Here is an 18280-nt window from a genome sequence, read left to right as displayed (position 1 = left end):
CGCGTTAAAGGGGATTCGAAGGCGTATCGGCAACGATACCCAGGTCGGTGGCGGTGCGCCGAAGCACTTCGCGGGCCGCGGTTTCGGCGGCGATCACATCGCCCGCCCTGATGGCCTCCAGCACATGGCCGTGCCGGGCGAGGCTATCGTCGAGGGTTCCGATATCGTGCTGGGAGCGGTGTACCAGTGCCATGATGGAGGGGCGCAGCAGATAGCCCATCTGCCGCCAGACCAGATTATGGGTAGCCTGGTAAATCACATCATGGAAGGCAACGTCATACTCGATATGCTGAGGGCGGGCGTCGGGCTGTTCCGCCGAGCGCTGCATGCCGGCAAACGCGGCTTCAAGGCGCTGGATATCCTCGACGCTGGCCGCCTGGGCGGCAAGGCCCGCTACCAGCGGTTCGGCGGAAAAGCGGAACGCGTAGATGGCCCGCACAAGCTTGGGGTCGAGATCTACAAGCCCGGTCATCCAGCCGCTCATCAAGGGATCAAGCAGATGCCAGTCCCCCATGGCGCGCACTCGGGTGCCGCGTCCGGCGGTGCGCTCTAAAAGCCCAGCGCCTGAGAGGCTCGCCAGCGCGTTGCGCACCTGGTTGCGGCTAACGGAAAAATGCTGGCTGATATCCAGCTCTTTGGGAAATATGCAGCCCGGCTGCCAGTGCCCCGCAAGCAGTGCGCGAGCCAGCAGGCGGGCCAGGTTTTCAGCTCCACCGGAGTGGGCGGGTAAGGCATCCAGCGTCATGATGCAGCTCTAGGTAGGCGTTGATACCTAGAGCTTATTAAATGTCTGACATTTTAACAATCAGACGAAAGTTGCCTGTCGGACGCCGCCATCAGCCAAGACGTAGAAGTTGAATATCGTCGAGAGTGGGCAGGGCCGCGTAGGAACCCGGGCGCGTAACGGCGTGGGCGCCGCAGCGGCAGGCAATATCCACAGCCCGGGCTAAAAAGGCGCAGTCCTGATGCCAATCCTGTTCGAATCCGTGGCGGGAAAGCTCGGCCAGAAGCCCGCCGATAAAAGCATCGCCCCCCGCCGTGGTATCCACCGCCTGCACCTCAGGGGGTGAAATGCGTAAATCGATATGGGTGCCGCTAACCCGTACAGGGTTTGGGCCATCGGTCACCACTACGATCTTGGCGCCCGCGCTAAGCCGCTCGGCCACCCACTCAGCTTGAGTCTTGTCACCGCACAGGTAGTCAAGTTCCTCAAGGGAGACCTTGACCAGTTCGGCGGTATCGAGCAGCTGTGTCACTAGCCCCGCATCCGCCGTGCCGCTGACCCAAAGGTTATGGCGCAGATTGGCATCCACGCTGATCAGGCAGCCCGCATCTCTGGCCGCTTGAGCAATGCTCAGGGTGGTGTCGGCGATGGCGGAGTCCGTCAGGCTATTGCTGCACAGGTGAACAATGGCGGGAAATTCAAATATACCCTGGGGCAGATGATGAAGGCGGTAGAGAAGATCCGCGGCGGGCGGGCGATAGAAATCGAAGGTGCGCTCGCCGGCGGCATCGCGGGAAACAAAGGCCAGTGCCGTGCGGGCTACATTGGTACGTACAATGCCAGTGGTATCGACGCCGTGGTGCTCAAGCTCGCGAATCAGGAAGTGGCCAAAGGTATCCTCACCGACCATGCCCAGAAAGCGGCTGGGTACGCCCAGGCGTGCGCAGGCAACCGCTACATTGGCGGGCGCGCCGCCGGCGTAGGGGGTGAAGGTTTCGGGCTGATCCAGCGTGTCTCCCAAACGGTTTGACAGCATATCGACCAGCGCTTCCCCAAACGCGATCACTGACGTCATGGCGCATTCCTTGCTGTTGTAATGAAAGATTAAAGTCTAGAACACTTCCTCATTATGCAGCGCTTCAGCGGCTCCTAACAGCCCTGTCCAGGGGTGGGTGACCACCCAGATGGGAATATCGGCATTATAGGCGTACATGCGGCCCTTGTTGGTAAACGCGCTACAAAGCGCACTTTCCGGCAGCCAGTCCAGCAGGCGAGGGACGATCCCGCCGCACAGGTATACGCCACCGCGAGCGCCCATGGTCAACGTCGTGTCGCCACATACGTCGCCCAGAATCTTCAAGAATCGTTGCAGCGTCTGGCGGGCAAGCGCGTCGCCCTCCTGAGCGGCCTGGGTGATCGCCGCGGCGGTTTCCAGTTTGGGCGCGACGCTTTCGAACGCACACAGGGCCGCATGAATATCCACGATTCCCTGGCCGCACAGCATGCGTTCAACGCTTACCCGGGTGTAGCGCGCCTCAAGCTCGGCAGACAGCTTGCGTTCAAGCTCATCGGTGGGGGCAAACGTGACGTGTCCGCCTTCGGTAGGCAGCGGTATCCAGGCGCGCTGGCCAGGGAAAACACCCGCCACGCCAAGGCCCGTTCCCGGGCCAATCACCAGGCGCAGGGTGTGGGCCTGCGCGTTGCCGGGTTTGACTTCGACCAGGTTCTGCGCGGGGACGTGGGGAATGCCCAGCGCCTGGGCGGTAAAGTCGTTGATCACCTTGAACAGCGAAAGGCCAAGCGCTTGCTGCACCTCGCTTTTCAGGAACTGCCAATGATTGTTGGTCATCTTGACCTGTTCGGCATGCACCGGGCAGGCAAAGGCCAGGCAGGCCTCGACCGGGGCGCTGCTACCGGTGGCACCCACGCGGTTCAGGTAGTCCTGGGCGGCTTCCACCACGCCTGGGTAATCCGCGCAGGGCAGGTTGAGAATATCCTGCGGCACCGCCTGCCCTGGGGTTACCAGGGCAAAGCGAGCGTTGGTGCCGCCGATATCGCCAATCAGGGCCGGTCGGCTCATTGGTCTTCCTGCTCGATCTTTTCGAGTTCGCGGGCCAGCACGTCAGCTTCAAAACCGCCAAACACCCCGGCGCCTTCTTCCGCCCGGGTGGCCAGGTGGCGAAAGCCGCCGAACAGCTCGCGGCCCATGCCAAAGTGACTGTGTTCGAGATTGACCTGGGCAAGCGGGCGGGCCGCCAGGGTAGCCGCATCCACCAGGACGTTGAGCTCGCCGGTTTCGGCATCCAGGCGCACGATATCGCCATCCTGCAGCTTGGCGAGCGGGCCTCGGTCAACCGCTTCGGGCGTCACGTGAATAGCGGCCGGCACCTTGCCGGAAGCGCCGGACATACGCCCGTCGGTCACCAGGGCGACCTTGAAGCCTCGATCCTGAAGCACTCCTAGAAACGGAGTGAGCTTGTGAAGTTCCGGCATGCCGTTGGCCTTGGGGCCCTGGAAGCGGACCACCACGATCACATCGCGGTCCAGCTGGCCGGATTCGAACGCCGCTTTTACCTGGTTCTGGTCATCAAACAGTTGCACCGGCGCTTCCACCACGCGATGCGCCTGCTTGACCGCGGAAATCTTGATCACGCCACGTCCCAGGTTGCCGTCCAGCACGGTAAGCCCGCCGGTGGGCGAGAAGGGGTTGCCTACCGGGCGCAGCACGTCAGGGTCCAGGCTTTCGGTGGGGCCTTCGCGCCAGGTGAGCTTGCCATCTTCAAGGAAAGGCTCCTGAGTGTAGGCGCTCATGTCGGTACCAAACACCGTGGGGATATCGCCATGAATCAACCCGGCGTCAAGCAGCTCGCGAATCAGCAGGCTCATGCCGCCCGCCGCCTGGAAGTGATTCACATCCGCCTGGCCGTTGGGGTAGATGCGCGTCATGCTGGGCACTACCGCGGAAAGCTCGGTGAAGTCGTCCCAATTGATGGTGATACCCGCTGCCGCCGCCATGGCGACCAGGTGCAGGGTGTGGTTGGTGGAGCCGCCGGAGGCCAGCAGGCCGACCATGGCATTGACGATGGCGCGCTCGTCGATCTGCTTGTAGAACGGACGGTAGTTGCCGCTCTGCTCGGTGTTGCGAATCGCCTGCTCGGTGGCGTAGCGGGTCAACGCTTCGCGCAACGGCGTGCCGGGGTTCACAAACGACGCGCCGGGCAGGTGCAGGCCCATCATCTCCATCATCAGCTGGTTGGAGTTGGCGGTGCCGTAGAAGGTGCAGGTGCCGGGGCTATGGTAGGACTGGGATTCGGCTTCGAGAAGCTCATCGCGGCCCACCTTGCCTTCAGCAAAAAGCTGGCGCACGCGGGCCTTTTCATCGTTGGGCAGGCCGGTGGTCATCGGCCCGCCGGGGACGAACATGGCGGGCAGGTGGCCAAAGCGCGCCGCACCGATGAAAAGCCCGGGGACGATCTTGTCGCAGATACCCAGATACAGCGTGGCGTCGAACATGTTGTGGGAAAGCGCGACCGCCGTTGCCATGGCAATCACATCGCGGGAGAAGAGCGACAGCTCCATCCCCGGCTGGCCCTGGGTCACGCCATCGCACATGGCGGGTACGCCACCGGCAAACTGGGCGGTGGAGCCCATGCCACGCGCCGCTTCCTTGATGACGGCAGGGTAATCCTCAAACGGCCGGTGGGCGGAAAGCATGTCGTTGTAGGACGACACGATGCCCAGGTTGGCGCTGTTGGTCAGCTTGAGGCGGTTCTTGTCGGTGGGCACATCGCAGCCGGCAAAGCCGTGGGCCAGGTTGCCGCAGGAGAGCTCGCCGCGGTGCACCCCTTGTCTGTGCTGCTCGGCCATGTGGTCTTCGTAAAGGGCGCGCCGCTGCCGGGAACGCTCGCGGATACGTTGGGTAACCTGGGCAACGGTGGTATGTAACGTAGCAGGTGATGAACTCGGCATAGGAACCTCGGCATGAGTGAAACGGCACGGCTTGTGTAGTTATTTTACATACTAATGCGCCAGATTAAGAGTTTTAAAGCGTGAAATAGCAAGATGCGTAGTTTTATTACTCTATGCATATAAGTGCGCAGGTTTATAAAAACGCGGTTGGTAAAAACCGTGTCCAAAAAAGCCGGTCACCCGCAGGGTACTGCGGGTGACCGGCCCGGCCTAGGCCTCTGAATGAAGCCTAGTATAGCCCATGTAGACGCTCTTTCTGGCTGCGCCATCTTGGGAAGGGCAGGCTAGGCTAACGGTTGTCTACTTCGTCGTTCTTGATACCGAAGAACAGCGCGTAGAACGTGGGCACGGCGATCAGCGTCAGTATCGAGGCAAACAGCAGCCCGCCCATGATGGTGATCGCCATGCTGTTGAAGAAGGCGTCCCACAACAGCGGAATCATGCCAAGGATCGTCGTGCCCGCGGCCAGAAACACAGGTCGCAGGCGGCTGATGCTGGCGTCCACCAGTGCTGTGAAGCGCGCGGTGCCCGAGCGTATCTGTTCGTCAATCTCGTCCACCAGAACGATGGCGTTTTTCATCAGCATGCCCGAAAGGCTCAGCATGCCCAGAAGCGCGGTAAACGAGAAGGGCAGGCCGGTAATCAGCAAGCCGATGACCACCCCGCACACCGACATGGGCACCACCAGCCAGACGATCAGCGGCTGACGGAGCTTGCCGAACAGCAGAATCGAGGTGAGTACCATGATCAGGAAACTCACCGGCAGCTGCTGGCCAAGGGACTCCTGAGCATCCCCCGAGTTCTCGTGTTCGCCACCCCACTCGAGCGTATAGCCCGGCGGCAGGTCGATCGCCTCGATTTCCGGGCGCACCGCGTCAAACGCCTGGGCGGCGGTGAAGCCTTTATCGGGCTCGGCGCCCACGGTCAGGGTGCGAACGCGGTTGCGCCGCTCGATCAGCGCCTCCTCGGAACGTATTTCAAAACCGTCGACCACCTGGGTGATCGGCACGAACTGCTGCTGCGCCTCGCTGTAGATCTGACGGTCGCTCAGCCGCGCCACGTCATCGCGCTCGGACTGCGGCGCCCGGGCGGTAATCGGAATCAGATGCTCGCCTTCGCGGTAGGTGCCTGCGCGAACGCCGGAGGAGGCGAACGTGAGCGTCTGGGCGATATCTTCCCGGGTGACGCCGGCGATACGCGCCCGCTCCTCATTGATGATCGGCGCCACGACAAGCTCCTGCTGGCGCCAGTCGATGCGCTCATCGATCAACAGCGGGTTGGCCACCATGAGCCGCCGGGCCTGGTCGCCAAGCTCGCGCAGCACCTCTGGTGAGGGGCCCTGAAAGCGCGCTTCGATATCCGCGCCGTCGCCGGGGCCGAACTGCAGCCGCTGGGTGCGTACCTGGGCGCTGGGGTAGCGCTCGTTGAGCTCCTTGTAGAAAGTGCGGTCGAGCGCATCGATGGCGTCGAGTTCGTTGGTGCGAATGATGAACTGCGCGTAGGCGTTATTGGGCTGCTCCGGCGAGTAGGTGAGCATGAAGCGCGTCGCCCCACGGCCCACGAAGCTTGCCACCGACACCACGTCGTCGTGCTCGAGAATGTAGGCCTCGATCTCCTCGACATCGCGGATGGTGGCGCGGATGTCCGTCCCCTGGGGCAGCTCGTAATTGATGAAGAAAAGTGGCGTGCTGGAATCCGGAAAGAAGGATTGTGGCACCAGCGTGAACGCCCACATGCATACCCCGGTGAGCACCACCAGCGCCGAAACGGTGAGAATGCGCACCTTGAGTGCGCCCAGCAGCAGCGTGCGGTAGGTGCGGTAGACGATACCGCCGTAGCTGTCGTCCTTTTTGCCACCGTCCTTTTGGCTGTCGTCGCCTTCGCTGCTTTCCTCGCTTTCCTCGTCTTCGTCCTCTTCGCCTTTCTTGCGCAGCAGGTAGTAGCCGAACAGCGGCGTGACGGTCAGCGCCAGCAGCCAGCTCAGCATCAAGGAGACCAGAATGACGATGAACAGGGAGAACATGAACTCCCCGGTGACGTCGTTGGAAAGACCGATACCGGCGAAGGCCATGATACCGATCAGCGTCGCGCCGAACAGCGGCATCTGGGCGCGCTTGGCGGCGGCACTGGCCGCTTTCTTGGCCTTCATGCCGTCGCGAATATTGGTCACCATGCCTTCGGCCACCACGATGGAGTTATCCACCAGCATGCCCATGGCAATGATCAGTGCACCCAGCGAGATACGCTCCATCTCGATATTGAAGATACCCATGACAAACAGCGTGCCCAGCACGGTCAGCAGCAGCGTGCTGCCCACTACCATGCCGACCTTCCAGCCCATGACCAGACACAGCACGCCGATCACGATGGCCACCGACATGGCCAGGTTGATCAGAAAGTCGTTGATCGCATCGTTGACCACGTTGTGCTGTTCGTACAGCGGGTTAAGCTCCACGCCCAGCGGAATGCGGGTCTGAAGCTCCTCCATGCGCGCCTCGACCGCCTCACCGATCTCGATGATGTTTTCAGTGGCGATACCGGCGATGCCCAGCGTAAAGGCCGCCTTGCCGTTGTAGTGCACCACGTGCTCGGGGATGTCCGTCGGCTGACGGTAGACGGTGGCGATATCGGCAAGTGCTACCTGCTCGGTGGTGCCGGGGCGGCCGATGCGGATGGACTCCAGAAGCGTGGTGCTGTCGATATTGGAGCGCACCACCAGGCGCACCTGACGGTCGCCCGCTCTCAGCGTACCGGCGTCCTCCACGGCGTTTTCGGTCTGAATGGTGTTGATCACCTGCTCGATGGGAATGCCCAGCGTGGTCAGGCGCTCGTTGGAGATATCGATATAGATACTCTCCTCGCGCTCGCCGGCGGTGCTCACCCGGGCCACCCCCGGTACGGCAAGAAGTTCACGCTGCAGAAACGTCGAGATATCGCGAATCTCGCGGGTAGAGAAGCCTTCGGCAGTGACTGCATAGAAAAGCCCGTACACTTCGCCGAAGTCGTCGTTCACCTGAGAGCCAATCACGCCCTGGGGCAGGTCCGCCTGGGCGTCGTTCACCTTGTTGCGCAGTTCGTCCCAGATCTGGGGCAGCTCGTCGCTGCCGTAGGTATCCTGAATCTCGACCTGGATTTCAGAGCGGCCCGGCAGCGATTTCGAGTCGAGCACGTCGATCTGGGGCATGTCCTGAATCGCCCGCTCCAGGCGTTCGGTGACCTCTTCCTCGACCTCTTCGGCGGTGGCGCCGGGGTAGGGGGTGTTGATGATGGCGTAAGGAATGGTGAAGGAGGGGTCTTCGAGCTTGCCGACCGTGTTGAACCCCCAGATGCCGCCCAGCAGGCAGATCACCACGATCAGCCAGGTATTGATCGGCTTTTCGATGGAGCGCTTTGCAATATCCATGACGCCCCCTTAAAGTGCCGCGTCGAGCGGCTTGACGCGCATGCCGTCACGCAGCAGGTGCGCGCCGGTGGCGACCACGCGGCTGCCCGCTTCAAGGCCTGCGGTGATCATCACCCGGTCGTCGACCATCTCGCCGACGCTGACGCGTTGGGGGTTGACCACTCCTTCCTCGGCATCGAACACCCACACCCGGAATTCACCGGCTTCATCGCTATCCAGGGCGCTGCTGGGCAGGCTGATCAAGGGGCTTTCAATCTGGGCTTCGGGCTCGATGTAGACCGTGGCGGTGGTGCCGGGCAGGGCGATGATGCCCTCGTTCGCCGGGGCAAACTCGACCTCGAACGTCTGGGCGACTTCGTCGGGCTCGGTGACGTGTTCACGGTACTCGAGCGGAATGCGCTGGCCCGGAAGTGTGGCGATCTCGGCTTCGGCCTTGAACTGGCGGCCGTTTTCCAGGTGCTGCATCATGGCCTGGGGAATGTTGAAGCGAATGCGCAGCTCCGAGATATCCTGAATACGCACGATTTCGGTATTGGGCGGAACGGTGGTGTAGTTCTCGACCAGGCGCCGGGCGATCAGCGCGTCGAAAGGCGCGTTCAGCGTGGTGTACTCAAGCTCCTGGCGGGCGCTGTCGAGCTGGGTTTCGGCGCGCTCGGCCTCGGCGATGGCGGCGTCGAGCGCCGCCTGGGAGGCCGCCCCCTGAGAGCGCAGGGTGCGCTGGCGGTTCAGGTTGCGTCGGGCCTGCTCGTACTCGGCTTCACTGGCGCGCACCTGCAGCAGGTAATCGGTCTGGTCGAGCTGGGCGATCAGTTCGCCTTGGGGTATGACCGCTCCCTGTACCGCGGGGAACTCGGTGATCCGCCCGCCCACCTGAAAGGCGTAATTCACCGTGCTTCGGGCACCCACCCGGCCGACAAAGCGCCTACCCGGATAAACCTCCTGCTGGCTCGCCTCGACAAGCTTGACTACCTGCGCGGGGCGTTCCTGCTGTTCTTCGTCATCACCACAGCCGGTCAATATCAAAGGTGCAATGAGTAAAAGGATCCCTAAAAAAACCGGCTTCATGCGTTGCCTCCGTGCAAGCGATTAACATTGTTCAATGGTGGTGGTATTACGCCAGCCACCTACTATAGTAGGTGGCTGAAAAAAGGCGAACAGTCGTTTGAGTTTTTCTGGTATCGAGCTTTGACGTCAACGTGATCAGACAGCGCCGCTAAGCCTTTAAAAAGTAAGATTATAAAGCAAGGTCGAAACGCAAGGAGAATGGATGAAGAAGGGATGCACGAAGCACCGCTTGACGGGCATTGCCCTGGCGGTGCTGCTGATAAGTGGCTGCGCGGTGGGGCCGGACTACCAGGCCCCGGCACTCGAATTGCCCGACGCCTGGCCTGAGCATATTGAACTTGACCAGGCCGAGCGCGGTGAGTGGCGCCGCTGGTGGCGCCAGTTCAACGATCCGGCGCTTACCAAGCTTGTGGAGCGTGCCACCCAGGACAGCCTGGAGCTTGCCGTGCAGCTGGCGCGCATACAGGAGGCGCGTGCTCAGCTTGGCTTTGCCGACGCTGAGCTGTTTCCAAGCGTGGGTTACCAGGCCGAGGCCACCCGTGAGCGCACCCCCGGCGCGTCCATTCCCATCGACATCGAGCCGGTGCAGGACCTGATCACCTCGACCAACAACCAGTTCTCCCTGGCGGGAAGTCTCGAGTACGAATTTGACTTGTGGGGGCGGCTTGCCCGCCAGCGCGAAGCGGCGCTGGCCATGTTCAGCGAAAGCGTGTTCGCCCGCGACGCCGCCGAGATCGGCGTGATCGCTGATGTGGTGACGACCTACTTCGATTTGAAGAGCGCTCAGTATCAGCGCGAGATTCTCGAAGAGACCGAAGCCACCTACGAGGAGACCTACCGTCTGCAAAAGCTGCGCTATGACCTTGGCGATATCAATGAGCTTGCCTTTCGCCAGGCCGAAGCGGAGTGGCGGGGCGTGCGCACCGAGCTTCCCCAGGTAACGCAGCAGGTAGACGCCTTGAAAGGAGCGCTGGCCATTCTGGTGGGGCTTACTCCGCGCGAGCTGATGAGTGAGCTCGACTACGGTGACACGCACCTGGCGGAGATTGCCGAACCTCGGCGGTTGCCGCATCTTCTGCCCTCGGAGCTTCTACAGCGCCGCCCGGATATCCGCGCAGCCGAAGCCACCCTGATCGCCGCCAATGCCCAGGTGGGCGTGGCCGAAGCTGCTCGGCTGCCTTCTATCAATCTCAATGCCTCGCTTGCAAGCGTCGCTGCGGATTCGAGTGATCTGTTCACCGACAACGCCCGCGCCTGGGGGCTTGGCGCGTCCATCGTCGGCCCGCTTCTGGATTTCGGCCGCACCCGCGCCAACGTGGAGATTGCGCAGTCCCGGGTAGAGCAGGCCGATGCCCAGTACCGGCTGACCGTGCTCACCGCCTTCAACGAGGCACGCGATGCGCTGACCAGCTTCGAGCTGACCGACCAGCGCGTGGACGCCGTGGACGCGCAGCTTGCGGCGGTCTCCCGTGCGCGGGATCTGGCGGTACTCATGTACGACCAGGGCCAGACCAGCATGCTCGAGCGCCTGGACGCCGAGCGCTCGCTGCTGTCTGCCAAGCTTGACCGCGCCGAAGTGCAAAGCGAGCGACTGACCGCCTATGCCACGCTGTTCAAGGCGCTGGGAGGCGGTTGGAAGGAGAGTGACTCGAGGGCCGAAGAGACGTCGATTTAACCATCACCTGCATGGCGGGTTCCAGTGAAAGAGCCGCCCTCGAAGGCGCAAGGTTTGTTACTATTTGCGCCTTTCGTCGCGGTTGACCTTTATCCTGCTCTGGAGCCTGCCATGCCTTCGCTGATTGCCCGAATAGACCCTGTCGATAAAACCGCTGGCGACAGGGCGCGGGCATATCTGGATACGCTGACCAAACCGCCGGGCAGCCTGGGTACTCTCGAAGCGCTGGCCGTACAGCTAAGCGAGATCAGCGGGGAGCTGGCCCCCATCCTCACACCGCCCGCTGTCATCGTGTTTGCCGCCGACCACGGCGTCGCGGCCGAGGGCGTCTCTGCTTTTCCCCAGGCAGTGACCGCGCAGATGGTCGCCAATTTTGCCCACGGCGGCGCGGCCATCAACGTCTTTGCCCGGCAGATCAATGCGCGCCTGGAAGTCGTCGATGTCGGCGTGCTGGGTGATGTAGAGGCCCCGGGTGTGGTGGTCGACAAGGTTCGCCGCGCCACGGGCAACATCGCCCTAGAGGATGCCATGCAGCTTGATGAGGTCGAGGCCGCTGTTCAGGTGGGCGTCAATGCAGTAGCGCGGGCACGGGATGCCGGCTGTCGCAGCGTGATTGTCGGGGAAATGGGCATTGCCAACACCACCGCCAGCAGCGCCATGCTGGCGGCCTTTACCGGCACGCCGGTCGAGCAGGTAGTGGGCGCGGGCACGGGGCTTGATAGCCGGCAGCAGGTGCATAAGGCGGGTGTCATCACGCGCGCCCTGGCGGCGCGAGCGTTTGATGCCGAAAAACCGCTGAGCGTGCTGGCCGCCCTGGGCGGGCTGGAAATTGCCGCCATGACGGGCGCCTACCTGGCCGCTGCGGCCTGCCGCTTGCCCGCTATTGTGGATGGCTTTATTGCCACGGTGGCGGCACTCACCGCGTGCCGCCTTTGCCCGGCGGTGCGCGGCTATCTGGTGTTTGGCCACCGCTCGCAAGAGCCGGGCCATGGCGTGGCATTAGAGGCGCTCGACGCCACGCCGCTCTTGACACTCGGCATGCGTCTGGGCGAGGGCAGTGGCGCCGCGCTGGCCTTTCCTTTGCTGCAAGCCGCGTCCGCCATGATGGCCGAAATGGCCACCTTCACATCGGCCGGCATTGCGGATAAATCTTCGTGACCCTGACGTTACTGATTGGCCTTGCCATTGTGCTGGATCTGCTGATTGGCGATCCGCGTGCGCTGGTGCATCCGGTAGTGCTGATCGGGCGGCTGATCAGCTTTCTGGAAAAGCGCTGGAACCGGGGAGGCGCTTCACGCCGCAAGTGTCTGGGCTTCATGCTGACCGCCACGGTGGTGCTAAGCGTCTGGGGCGCAAGCTTCACGGCGCTTGTGCTGCTGGCGATGATTCACCCCTGGCTTGCCCTGGCGGCCGAGCTGTGGCTGCTGGCCACTACCCTTGCCATCAAGGGCCTTGCCGATGCAGGCCGGGCCGTGGCCAGACCGCTTGCTCGGGGTGATTTGCCGGCAGCGCGCCAGGCGCTTTCCATGATCGTGGGGCGCGATACGCAAACGCTGGATGAAGCCGGAATAACCCGAGGCACCGTGGAAACCGTGGCGGAAAACACCGTGGACGGTATTACTGCGCCGCTGTTTTTTGCCGTGCTCGGGGGGGCGCCGCTGGCGCTGGCCTACAAGGCGATCAATACCCTGGATTCGATGGTCGGGTATCGCAACGCCCGCTTCGAGCACTTCGGCTATGCCTCGGCAAAGCTCGATGATATTGCCAACTGGGTGCCTGCCCGGCTGACCACGCTGTGCCTGTGGGTAGGCGGGGTGCTGCTTTCGGCGTTGGGAACACCGCTGCGCTGGCGCGGCGCGCTTCGCGCCACATTGAGCGACGCTCCACGCCACCCAAGCCCCAACGCCGGCTGGCCGGAGGCCATGGTGGCCCGGCTGCTCGGGGTGCAGCTGGGCGGTATCAATACCTACCAAGGCGTCATTTCCCACCGCGCAACGCTGGGCGAGCCTTTCGAGGCACTGCGCGTTGCGCATATCGGCACCACTATTTCACTCATGCATATGGGCTGGCTGCTGTTTGCCGTGTTAATGGGCATAGCGGGAGTGGTGGCAAGATGAGTCTTCATGAACCCCCGCCCTGGCCAAGCCACGGAGGGCAGTCCGCTGCGCTCTTGAAGCGCTATGGCCTGCCGGCGGAACATCCGCTTGAAGATTTCAGCGCCAACCTGAACCCGCTCGGCCCGCCGGATTGGGTGGCCGAGACGCTTGGCCGGCAGTTCGCCGCGATCAACCACTACCCGGCGCCGGATTACGCGCCCGCCCGCGAAGCGCTTGCCGCCTATCACGGGGTAGCGGCGCAACAAGTACTGCTGACCAACGGCGGGGCCGAAGCCATTTTTCTGGCGGCCGCGCTTCATGCAGGCAAGCGGGCTGGCGTGCTGGTGCCCAGCTTTGGCGAGTACGCCCGGGCCTGCAGCGCCTTTGGTGTGCAGTTAACCCCCATTGCCTTGCCCGGGCCTGGGTTTACGCTCGATCTTGAAGCACTCATGGCCGCGATCAGGGACATCGATGTGCTTTTTGTGTGCCGACCCAATAATCCTACCGCCACGCTGATACCGTTTGAGCAGGTGCAACGACTGCTGGCGCGCACCGCTGAAAGCGGCTGCCAGGTGGTCGTGGACGAGGCGTTCATCGACCTGGCGGTAGGGCTCGGCGAGCGGGCATCGCTGACGCCACTGCTGGCTGAGCACCCCCATTTGACGCTCCTGCGCTCCATGACCAAGTTCTATACCCTGCCGGGGGTGCGGCTTGGCTATGTGCTGGCCAGCGCGGCCAATATTGACGCACTTTCCGCGCGCCAGCCGCCCTGGAGCGTTAACCAGATGGCGGCCGAGCTGGTGGCGCCGCTGCTCGCCGATACGGCATTCGCCGAGCGAACCCGTAGCTGGCTTGAACGCGAGCACCCGTTCATGAGCGCCGCCCTGGCCGAGAAGGGGCTTGAAATCGTGCCCAGTACCACCAACTTTTTTCTGGTTCGGCCCGATAACGCTTTGCGCGAGCGCGGGCTTACCAGTAACGTGCTTTTCGAACGGCTGCTGCGTGGCAACATGCTGGTTCGGCATACCCATAATTTCCCTGGCCTTGACGGTGGTTGGTTGCGCATCGCGTTGCGCGACCGAGCGGCCAATCAGCGGCTTTCAAAGGTGTTCGATGATTGTGTTTGTTAGTGGTGGCGCCCGCTCGGGAAAGAGTGAAGTGGCCGAACAGTGCGTCATCAAGGCGGCCAAGGGCGGTAGCTGTTATTACATTGCCACCGCCGATGTATTCGATGAAGAGATGGCCGCGCGGGTCGAGCGCCATAAAGCATCGCGCAACGCGCGCTGGATAACGCTGGAGGCGCCGCTGGCCATCGACGCCGCGCTGGCTCAGATACCCGAAGGGGCGGCCGTTCTGCTTGATTGCCTGACGCTCTGGGCAAGCCAGGTTCGCTATGCCAGCGAACTGACCGATGCCCAAGGCAAATGTCTGCTTGAAAACGCGGTTCACGCGGCGCGTTCGCAGCATCAGCATCTGGTGCTGGTTTCCAATGACCTCAATGAAGACCTGTTGCCCAACGATGAGGAGACCTGGCGATACCTTGGGTTTCTTCAGGGCCTGCACCGTTGGCTCGCTGCCGAAGCGGACTCGGTACTCGAAGTGGTTGGTGGGCTTGGCATCGAGTGGAAGCGTAAGGAAACCCTGTGCTGAAGAGTGCACTTTACGGCGTCGTGCTGGCGCTGCAGTTTCTCACCCGCCTGCCGCTGCCCATCGCCTGCCCCTGGACACCGGCGACTCGCCGCTGGGCGATTCGGGCGTACCCGCTGGTCGGTCTGTTATTGGGTGGGGTGCTGGCACTTGTCGCCCAGCTGATGCATGGCGCCCCGGCGCCGCTTGCCGCTCTGGCGCTGCTCAGCCTGTGGGTGGCGCTAAGCGGTGGCCTGCACCTGGACGGCGTGATGGATCTGGCCGATGCCCTGGGCAGCAACCAGCCGCTGGCGCGACGCTGGGAAATCATGAAAGACCCCCAGGTAGGCAGCTTCGGCATCCTGGCGCTATTTTTTCTGCTGGCCTGGAAGGGCGTGCTGTTATGGGCGCTGCTTCACTACGGCGCGCCGCTCTGGTGGCTTGTGGTGGTACCGGCGCTGGCCCGCTTTGGCGGGGCGGCACTGCTGGTGCTGACACCCTGCGCTCAGCAAAAGGGGATGGCCTGGGCCTGGAAGCAGTCGCTTGGCCCGCGTGATGTGGCGCTCGCGCTTGTACCTCTCATGGTGATGGCTATCTGCTGGCCTGGCGTACTGGTAGCACTGATGGCAGTGGGCCTGCTGGTCGCGCTTGCCCGCTGGGCGCTGCTGCGACTATTTCAGGGCATCAACGGTGATATGGTGGGTGCCACCATTGAAGGAGGAGAGCTATGGCTGATGGGATTGATGTGGAGCTGGTGGTGGTTCGCCATGGCATCACCGCCTGGAATATAGAACGGCGCTATCAAGGGCAGCGCGATATTCCGCTGCTGTTTCCTGACGCGGAAGAGGGGCTGCTGGCGCTTCGCGAGGCCCTTGCCGGCGAGCGTTTCGATGCTGTCTACACCAGTGATCTTCAGCGCTGTCAGCAGACACTGGAGTGGGCTCAGGCGGCCGCGCCGGGCATGCCGCTGCGCCTGGAACCGCGACTGCGTGAATTAAACTTTGGTGAGTATGAGGGCAAGGTCTACGATGAACTGAAACACCTGCCCCATTACCGCGCCTGGATCGACAGCGTCGGTGAGCTGCAGATTCCGGGTGGAGAGTCCGCCGCCGAGCTGCGTTCGCGTCTGGACGCATGGCTTTTTGATATGGCAACAGATGTGCAACGTCACGGGTACCGGAAAGTTCTGGCCGTTACCCACGGTGGCGTGATTCGCGAACTGCGTCGGCGTTTTGAAACCATCGACTTCTGGGAAGGGGTGGTGAATCAAGCGCAGGGAAGGCGCTGGCAGCTTGAGTATCATGGCGAAAGTGGTAAAGGAGGTTGGCTATGCAGGTGTTCATCGGCGGTGCCGGAGCCGGCAAACGAAACGCTGTAAGAAACCGCTTTCCCAATGCCGTATGGTGGCGGCTGGCGCCTGGGCAGCGGCTGCGCGAATGTGTCGGCGTCATGCTGCCGAACACTCCGCTGGTAGTACACGGTGTGCTGGATTGGCTGACGGCCTCCATTGACTCCGATGAGGGCAGCGACAGCTGGCGGGCGCGCTGGCGCGATGATCTCAAGGAGCTTCAGTGCGCGGCAACGACCCATCACACAACGCTGATCTTCATCGTCAATGAAGTCGGCCGAGGCATCGTGCCCATGGAGCGAAGCCAGCGCCGCCTGCGCGATCTGAACGGCTGGTTCAGCCAGGATATGGTCGAAGGCGCCGAGCAGGTCTGGTATGTGCGCCATGGGTTGGTGCAGGCGTTGGGTACGTAGTAGTAGCTGGATACGTAGCGTAGTAGTAAGTGCTTAAAGGCACAGAATTTTCAGATATTTGTACGAAATGTCTTACAATCATGTAAGACATTAACGCTTTGTGCCGCGCTGGGGTTGTCCTTGAGATAGATGCCGTTACTCTGATCGTTTCGCATTTTGATTCACGATCCAAGGAGCGGCGCGATGGCAGACGGCACTGGCCTACAATTTACTCTGAAGCTACCCGGCGTTGATGACGCCGCCGTCATCGATTTCGCCTACCGCGAGGCGCTTTCCCAGCCCTTCGAGTTGCAATTGAATTTTGCCAGTCGCGATAGCCGCCTGAGCGCTTCCGAGCTACTGGATCAGACTGCCACGCTCACCCTATGGCAAGATAGCCAGCCGCTACGTTACATAAACGGCATGATCAGCGAGTTCGTCCTAGCCGACCGCGGCCACCGGCGTACCTTCTACTCGGTCAAGCTCAGCCCCTCATTGTGGCGGCTTTCGTTACGTCAGAACTCGCGTATCTTTCAGAAGGTAGACCCGCTCTCCATTATCAACACCCTGTGCAGCGAGCGGGGGATTACTGATGTCACGTTCGCCGTCAGGCGCGAGCCTCTGGAGCGCGAGTACTGCGTGCAGTATCGCGAAACTGACCTCGCCTTTATCGAACGCCTGGCGGCGGAAGAGGGGTTGTTTTACTACCACACCTTTGAAGAAGGCGCCCACCGGCTGGTGTTTGCCGACGACCCACGCCTGCTTGCACATGTAGGCGAGCGTACCTACCACGGCCGCGCCGGAGGCACCGCGCCCATTCGCCATGTGCGAAAACTGCGCCAGACTGCTCGTATAGCGCCATCCTCCGCCACATTGAAGGATTACACCTTCAAGAACCCGGCCTATGCCCAGTTACACGAACACGTGGGCCGCGACGTTGAACAGTACGGCCAGCGCAGCGACTACGAACATTTCGATTACCCCGGCCGCTATAAAGAGGATGCTTCCGGTAAGCCGTTTACCCGTATACGTGTAGAACACTTGCGCCGTGAAGCACTCACCGCCCAAGCGGAAAGCGACCTGCCGGAACTGGCGCCAGGGATGCGCTTCACCCTGACCGACCACGACAACGAAAGCCTCAACCGCGACTGGCAACCCGTCGAGATCCTCCACCATGGCGAACAGCCTCAGGCGCTTGAAGAGGACAGCGTCGGCCACTTTGACGCCAATGGCATGACCCGGTATTACAATCAGGTCAGGCTAATTCCCGGCGATACGCCCTGGCGCGCCACGCCCAACCCCAAGCCTAGAGTCGACGGCCCCCAGGTGGCGTTTGTGGTGGGGCCGGAAGGCGAGGAGATTCACTGCGACGAACACGGCCGGGTGAAGGTCCAATTCCCCTGGGACCGCTACGCCGAACCCAATGACACCGCCAGCTGCTGGGTGCGCGTGGCCCAGGGCTGGGCCGGTGGCGGCTACGGCAGCATTGCCATCCCGCGAATCGGCCACGAAGTGATCGTTTCCTTCCTGGAAGGCGACCCGGACCAGCCGCTGGTCACCGGGCGTACCTATCACGCCGTCAACACTGCCCCGTACCCGCTGCCCGAGCACAAGACGCGTACCGTCATTCGCACCCAGAGCCACAAGGCCGAGGGCTTCAACGAACTGCGCTTTGAAGACGAGGCGGGGGAAGAGCAGATCTGGCTCCACGCCCAGAAAGACCTGGAGCTACTCACGCTCAACGACCGCACTGAAGAGATCCAGAACGACAGCCACCTCAAGGTGCACAACGACCGCATCAGCGAGATCGACAACGATGACCACCACACGGTGCACGGCAACCGCTACACCCAAGTGGACGGCGATGACCACCTCACCGTGAAAGGTACCCGCCACGACAACATCGGCCAGGCGCAGCTGGTGGAAGCCGGGCAGGAGATTCATCACAAGGCGGGCATGAAGGTAGTGATCGAAGCCGGCGC

The 18280-nt window shown here is 62.3% G+C and carries 15 protein-coding genes; 9 read left to right on the top strand and 6 right to left on the bottom strand.

Annotated elements, in window-relative coordinates:
• Nucleotides 1-4: 4 nt before the first annotated feature.
• The 6 genes from B0H98_RS16395 to B0H98_RS16370 all read right to left on the bottom strand — a co-directional run bounded on the left by B0H98_RS16395 (nt 5) and on the right by B0H98_RS16370 (nt 9161).
• On the bottom strand, nt 5-745 hold the full coding sequence (locus tag B0H98_RS16395; protein WP_106376144.1) for a FadR/GntR family transcriptional regulator: 741 nt from the start codon (nt 743-745) through the stop codon (nt 5-7).
• Between the two features lie 91 nt (nt 746-836).
• Nucleotides 837-1799 carry a carbohydrate kinase family protein gene (locus B0H98_RS16390; RefSeq protein ID WP_106376143.1) on the bottom strand — a complete coding sequence of 321 codons (963 nt, stop codon included), beginning with the start codon at nt 1797-1799 and terminating at the stop codon, nt 837-839.
• 36 nt (nt 1800-1835) lie between these two features.
• Nucleotides 1836-2804 (bottom strand): glucokinase, encoded by a 969-nt coding sequence (gene glk, locus B0H98_RS16385; RefSeq protein ID WP_106376142.1) that lies wholly within the window; start codon nt 2802-2804, stop codon nt 1836-1838.
• On the bottom strand, nt 2801-4693 hold the full coding sequence (gene edd / locus B0H98_RS16380; RefSeq protein ID WP_106376141.1) for a phosphogluconate dehydratase: 1893 nt from the start codon (nt 4691-4693) through the stop codon (nt 2801-2803). Before edd ends, glk begins: the two co-directional genes overlap by 4 nt.
• A 289-nt stretch (nt 4694-4982) precedes the next feature.
• Entirely contained in the window at nt 4983-8096 is a 3114-nt protein-coding gene (locus B0H98_RS16375) for an efflux RND transporter permease subunit (RefSeq protein WP_106376140.1), read from the bottom strand.
• 9 nt (nt 8097-8105) lie between these two features.
• On the bottom strand, nt 8106-9161 hold the full coding sequence (locus tag B0H98_RS16370) for an efflux RND transporter periplasmic adaptor subunit (RefSeq protein ID WP_106376139.1): 1056 nt from the start codon (nt 9159-9161) through the stop codon (nt 8106-8108).
• 202 nt (nt 9162-9363) lie between these two features.
• Between B0H98_RS16370 and B0H98_RS16365 the strand changes: the two genes are divergently transcribed.
• The 9 genes from B0H98_RS16365 to B0H98_RS16325 form a co-directional block, all read left to right on the top strand.
• Nucleotides 9364-10836: an efflux transporter outer membrane subunit gene (locus B0H98_RS16365; RefSeq protein ID WP_106376138.1), complete on the top strand. Its 1473-nt coding sequence runs from the start codon at nt 9364-9366 to the stop codon at nt 10834-10836.
• A gap of 111 nt (nt 10837-10947) precedes the next feature.
• Entirely contained in the window at nt 10948-11994 is a 1047-nt protein-coding gene (gene cobT, locus B0H98_RS16360) for a nicotinate-nucleotide--dimethylbenzimidazole phosphoribosyltransferase (RefSeq protein WP_106376137.1), read from the top strand.
• Entirely contained in the window at nt 11991-12953 is a 963-nt protein-coding gene (gene cbiB, locus B0H98_RS16355) for an adenosylcobinamide-phosphate synthase CbiB (RefSeq protein WP_244183207.1), read from the top strand. The genes cobT and cbiB overlap by 4 nt, the downstream gene beginning before the upstream one ends.
• Nucleotides 12950-14062, top strand: coding sequence for a threonine-phosphate decarboxylase CobD (gene cobD, locus B0H98_RS16350; protein ID WP_106376135.1), 1113 nt, complete (start codon nt 12950-12952; stop codon nt 14060-14062). Before cbiB ends, cobD begins: the two co-directional genes overlap by 4 nt.
• Nucleotides 14046-14582 (top strand): bifunctional adenosylcobinamide kinase/adenosylcobinamide-phosphate guanylyltransferase, encoded by a 537-nt coding sequence (locus B0H98_RS16345; protein ID WP_106376134.1) that lies wholly within the window; start codon nt 14046-14048, stop codon nt 14580-14582. The genes cobD and B0H98_RS16345 overlap by 17 nt, the downstream gene beginning before the upstream one ends.
• On the top strand, nt 14579-15349 hold the full coding sequence (cobS, locus tag B0H98_RS16340) for an adenosylcobinamide-GDP ribazoletransferase (RefSeq protein ID WP_106376160.1): 771 nt from the start codon (nt 14579-14581) through the stop codon (nt 15347-15349). Before B0H98_RS16345 ends, cobS begins: the two co-directional genes overlap by 4 nt.
• Nucleotides 15286-15936 carry a histidine phosphatase family protein gene (locus B0H98_RS16335; protein ID WP_106376133.1) on the top strand — a complete coding sequence of 217 codons (651 nt, stop codon included), beginning with the start codon at nt 15286-15288 and terminating at the stop codon, nt 15934-15936. The genes cobS and B0H98_RS16335 overlap by 64 nt, the downstream gene beginning before the upstream one ends.
• Nucleotides 15888-16319, top strand: coding sequence for a bifunctional adenosylcobinamide kinase/adenosylcobinamide-phosphate guanylyltransferase (locus B0H98_RS16330; RefSeq protein WP_106376132.1), 432 nt, complete (start codon nt 15888-15890; stop codon nt 16317-16319). Before B0H98_RS16335 ends, B0H98_RS16330 begins: the two co-directional genes overlap by 49 nt.
• Before the next feature lie 183 nt (nt 16320-16502).
• The coding region (locus B0H98_RS16325; RefSeq protein ID WP_106376131.1) for a type VI secretion system Vgr family protein at nt 16503-18280 on the top strand (1778 nt) is incomplete at its 3' end.

Origin of the sequence: Vreelandella songnenensis, assembly GCF_003002925.1 — a bacterium.
Lineage (GTDB): Bacteria > Pseudomonadota > Gammaproteobacteria > Pseudomonadales > Halomonadaceae > Vreelandella > Vreelandella songnenensis.
This window is presented reverse-complemented; position numbering and strand designations above follow the sequence as displayed.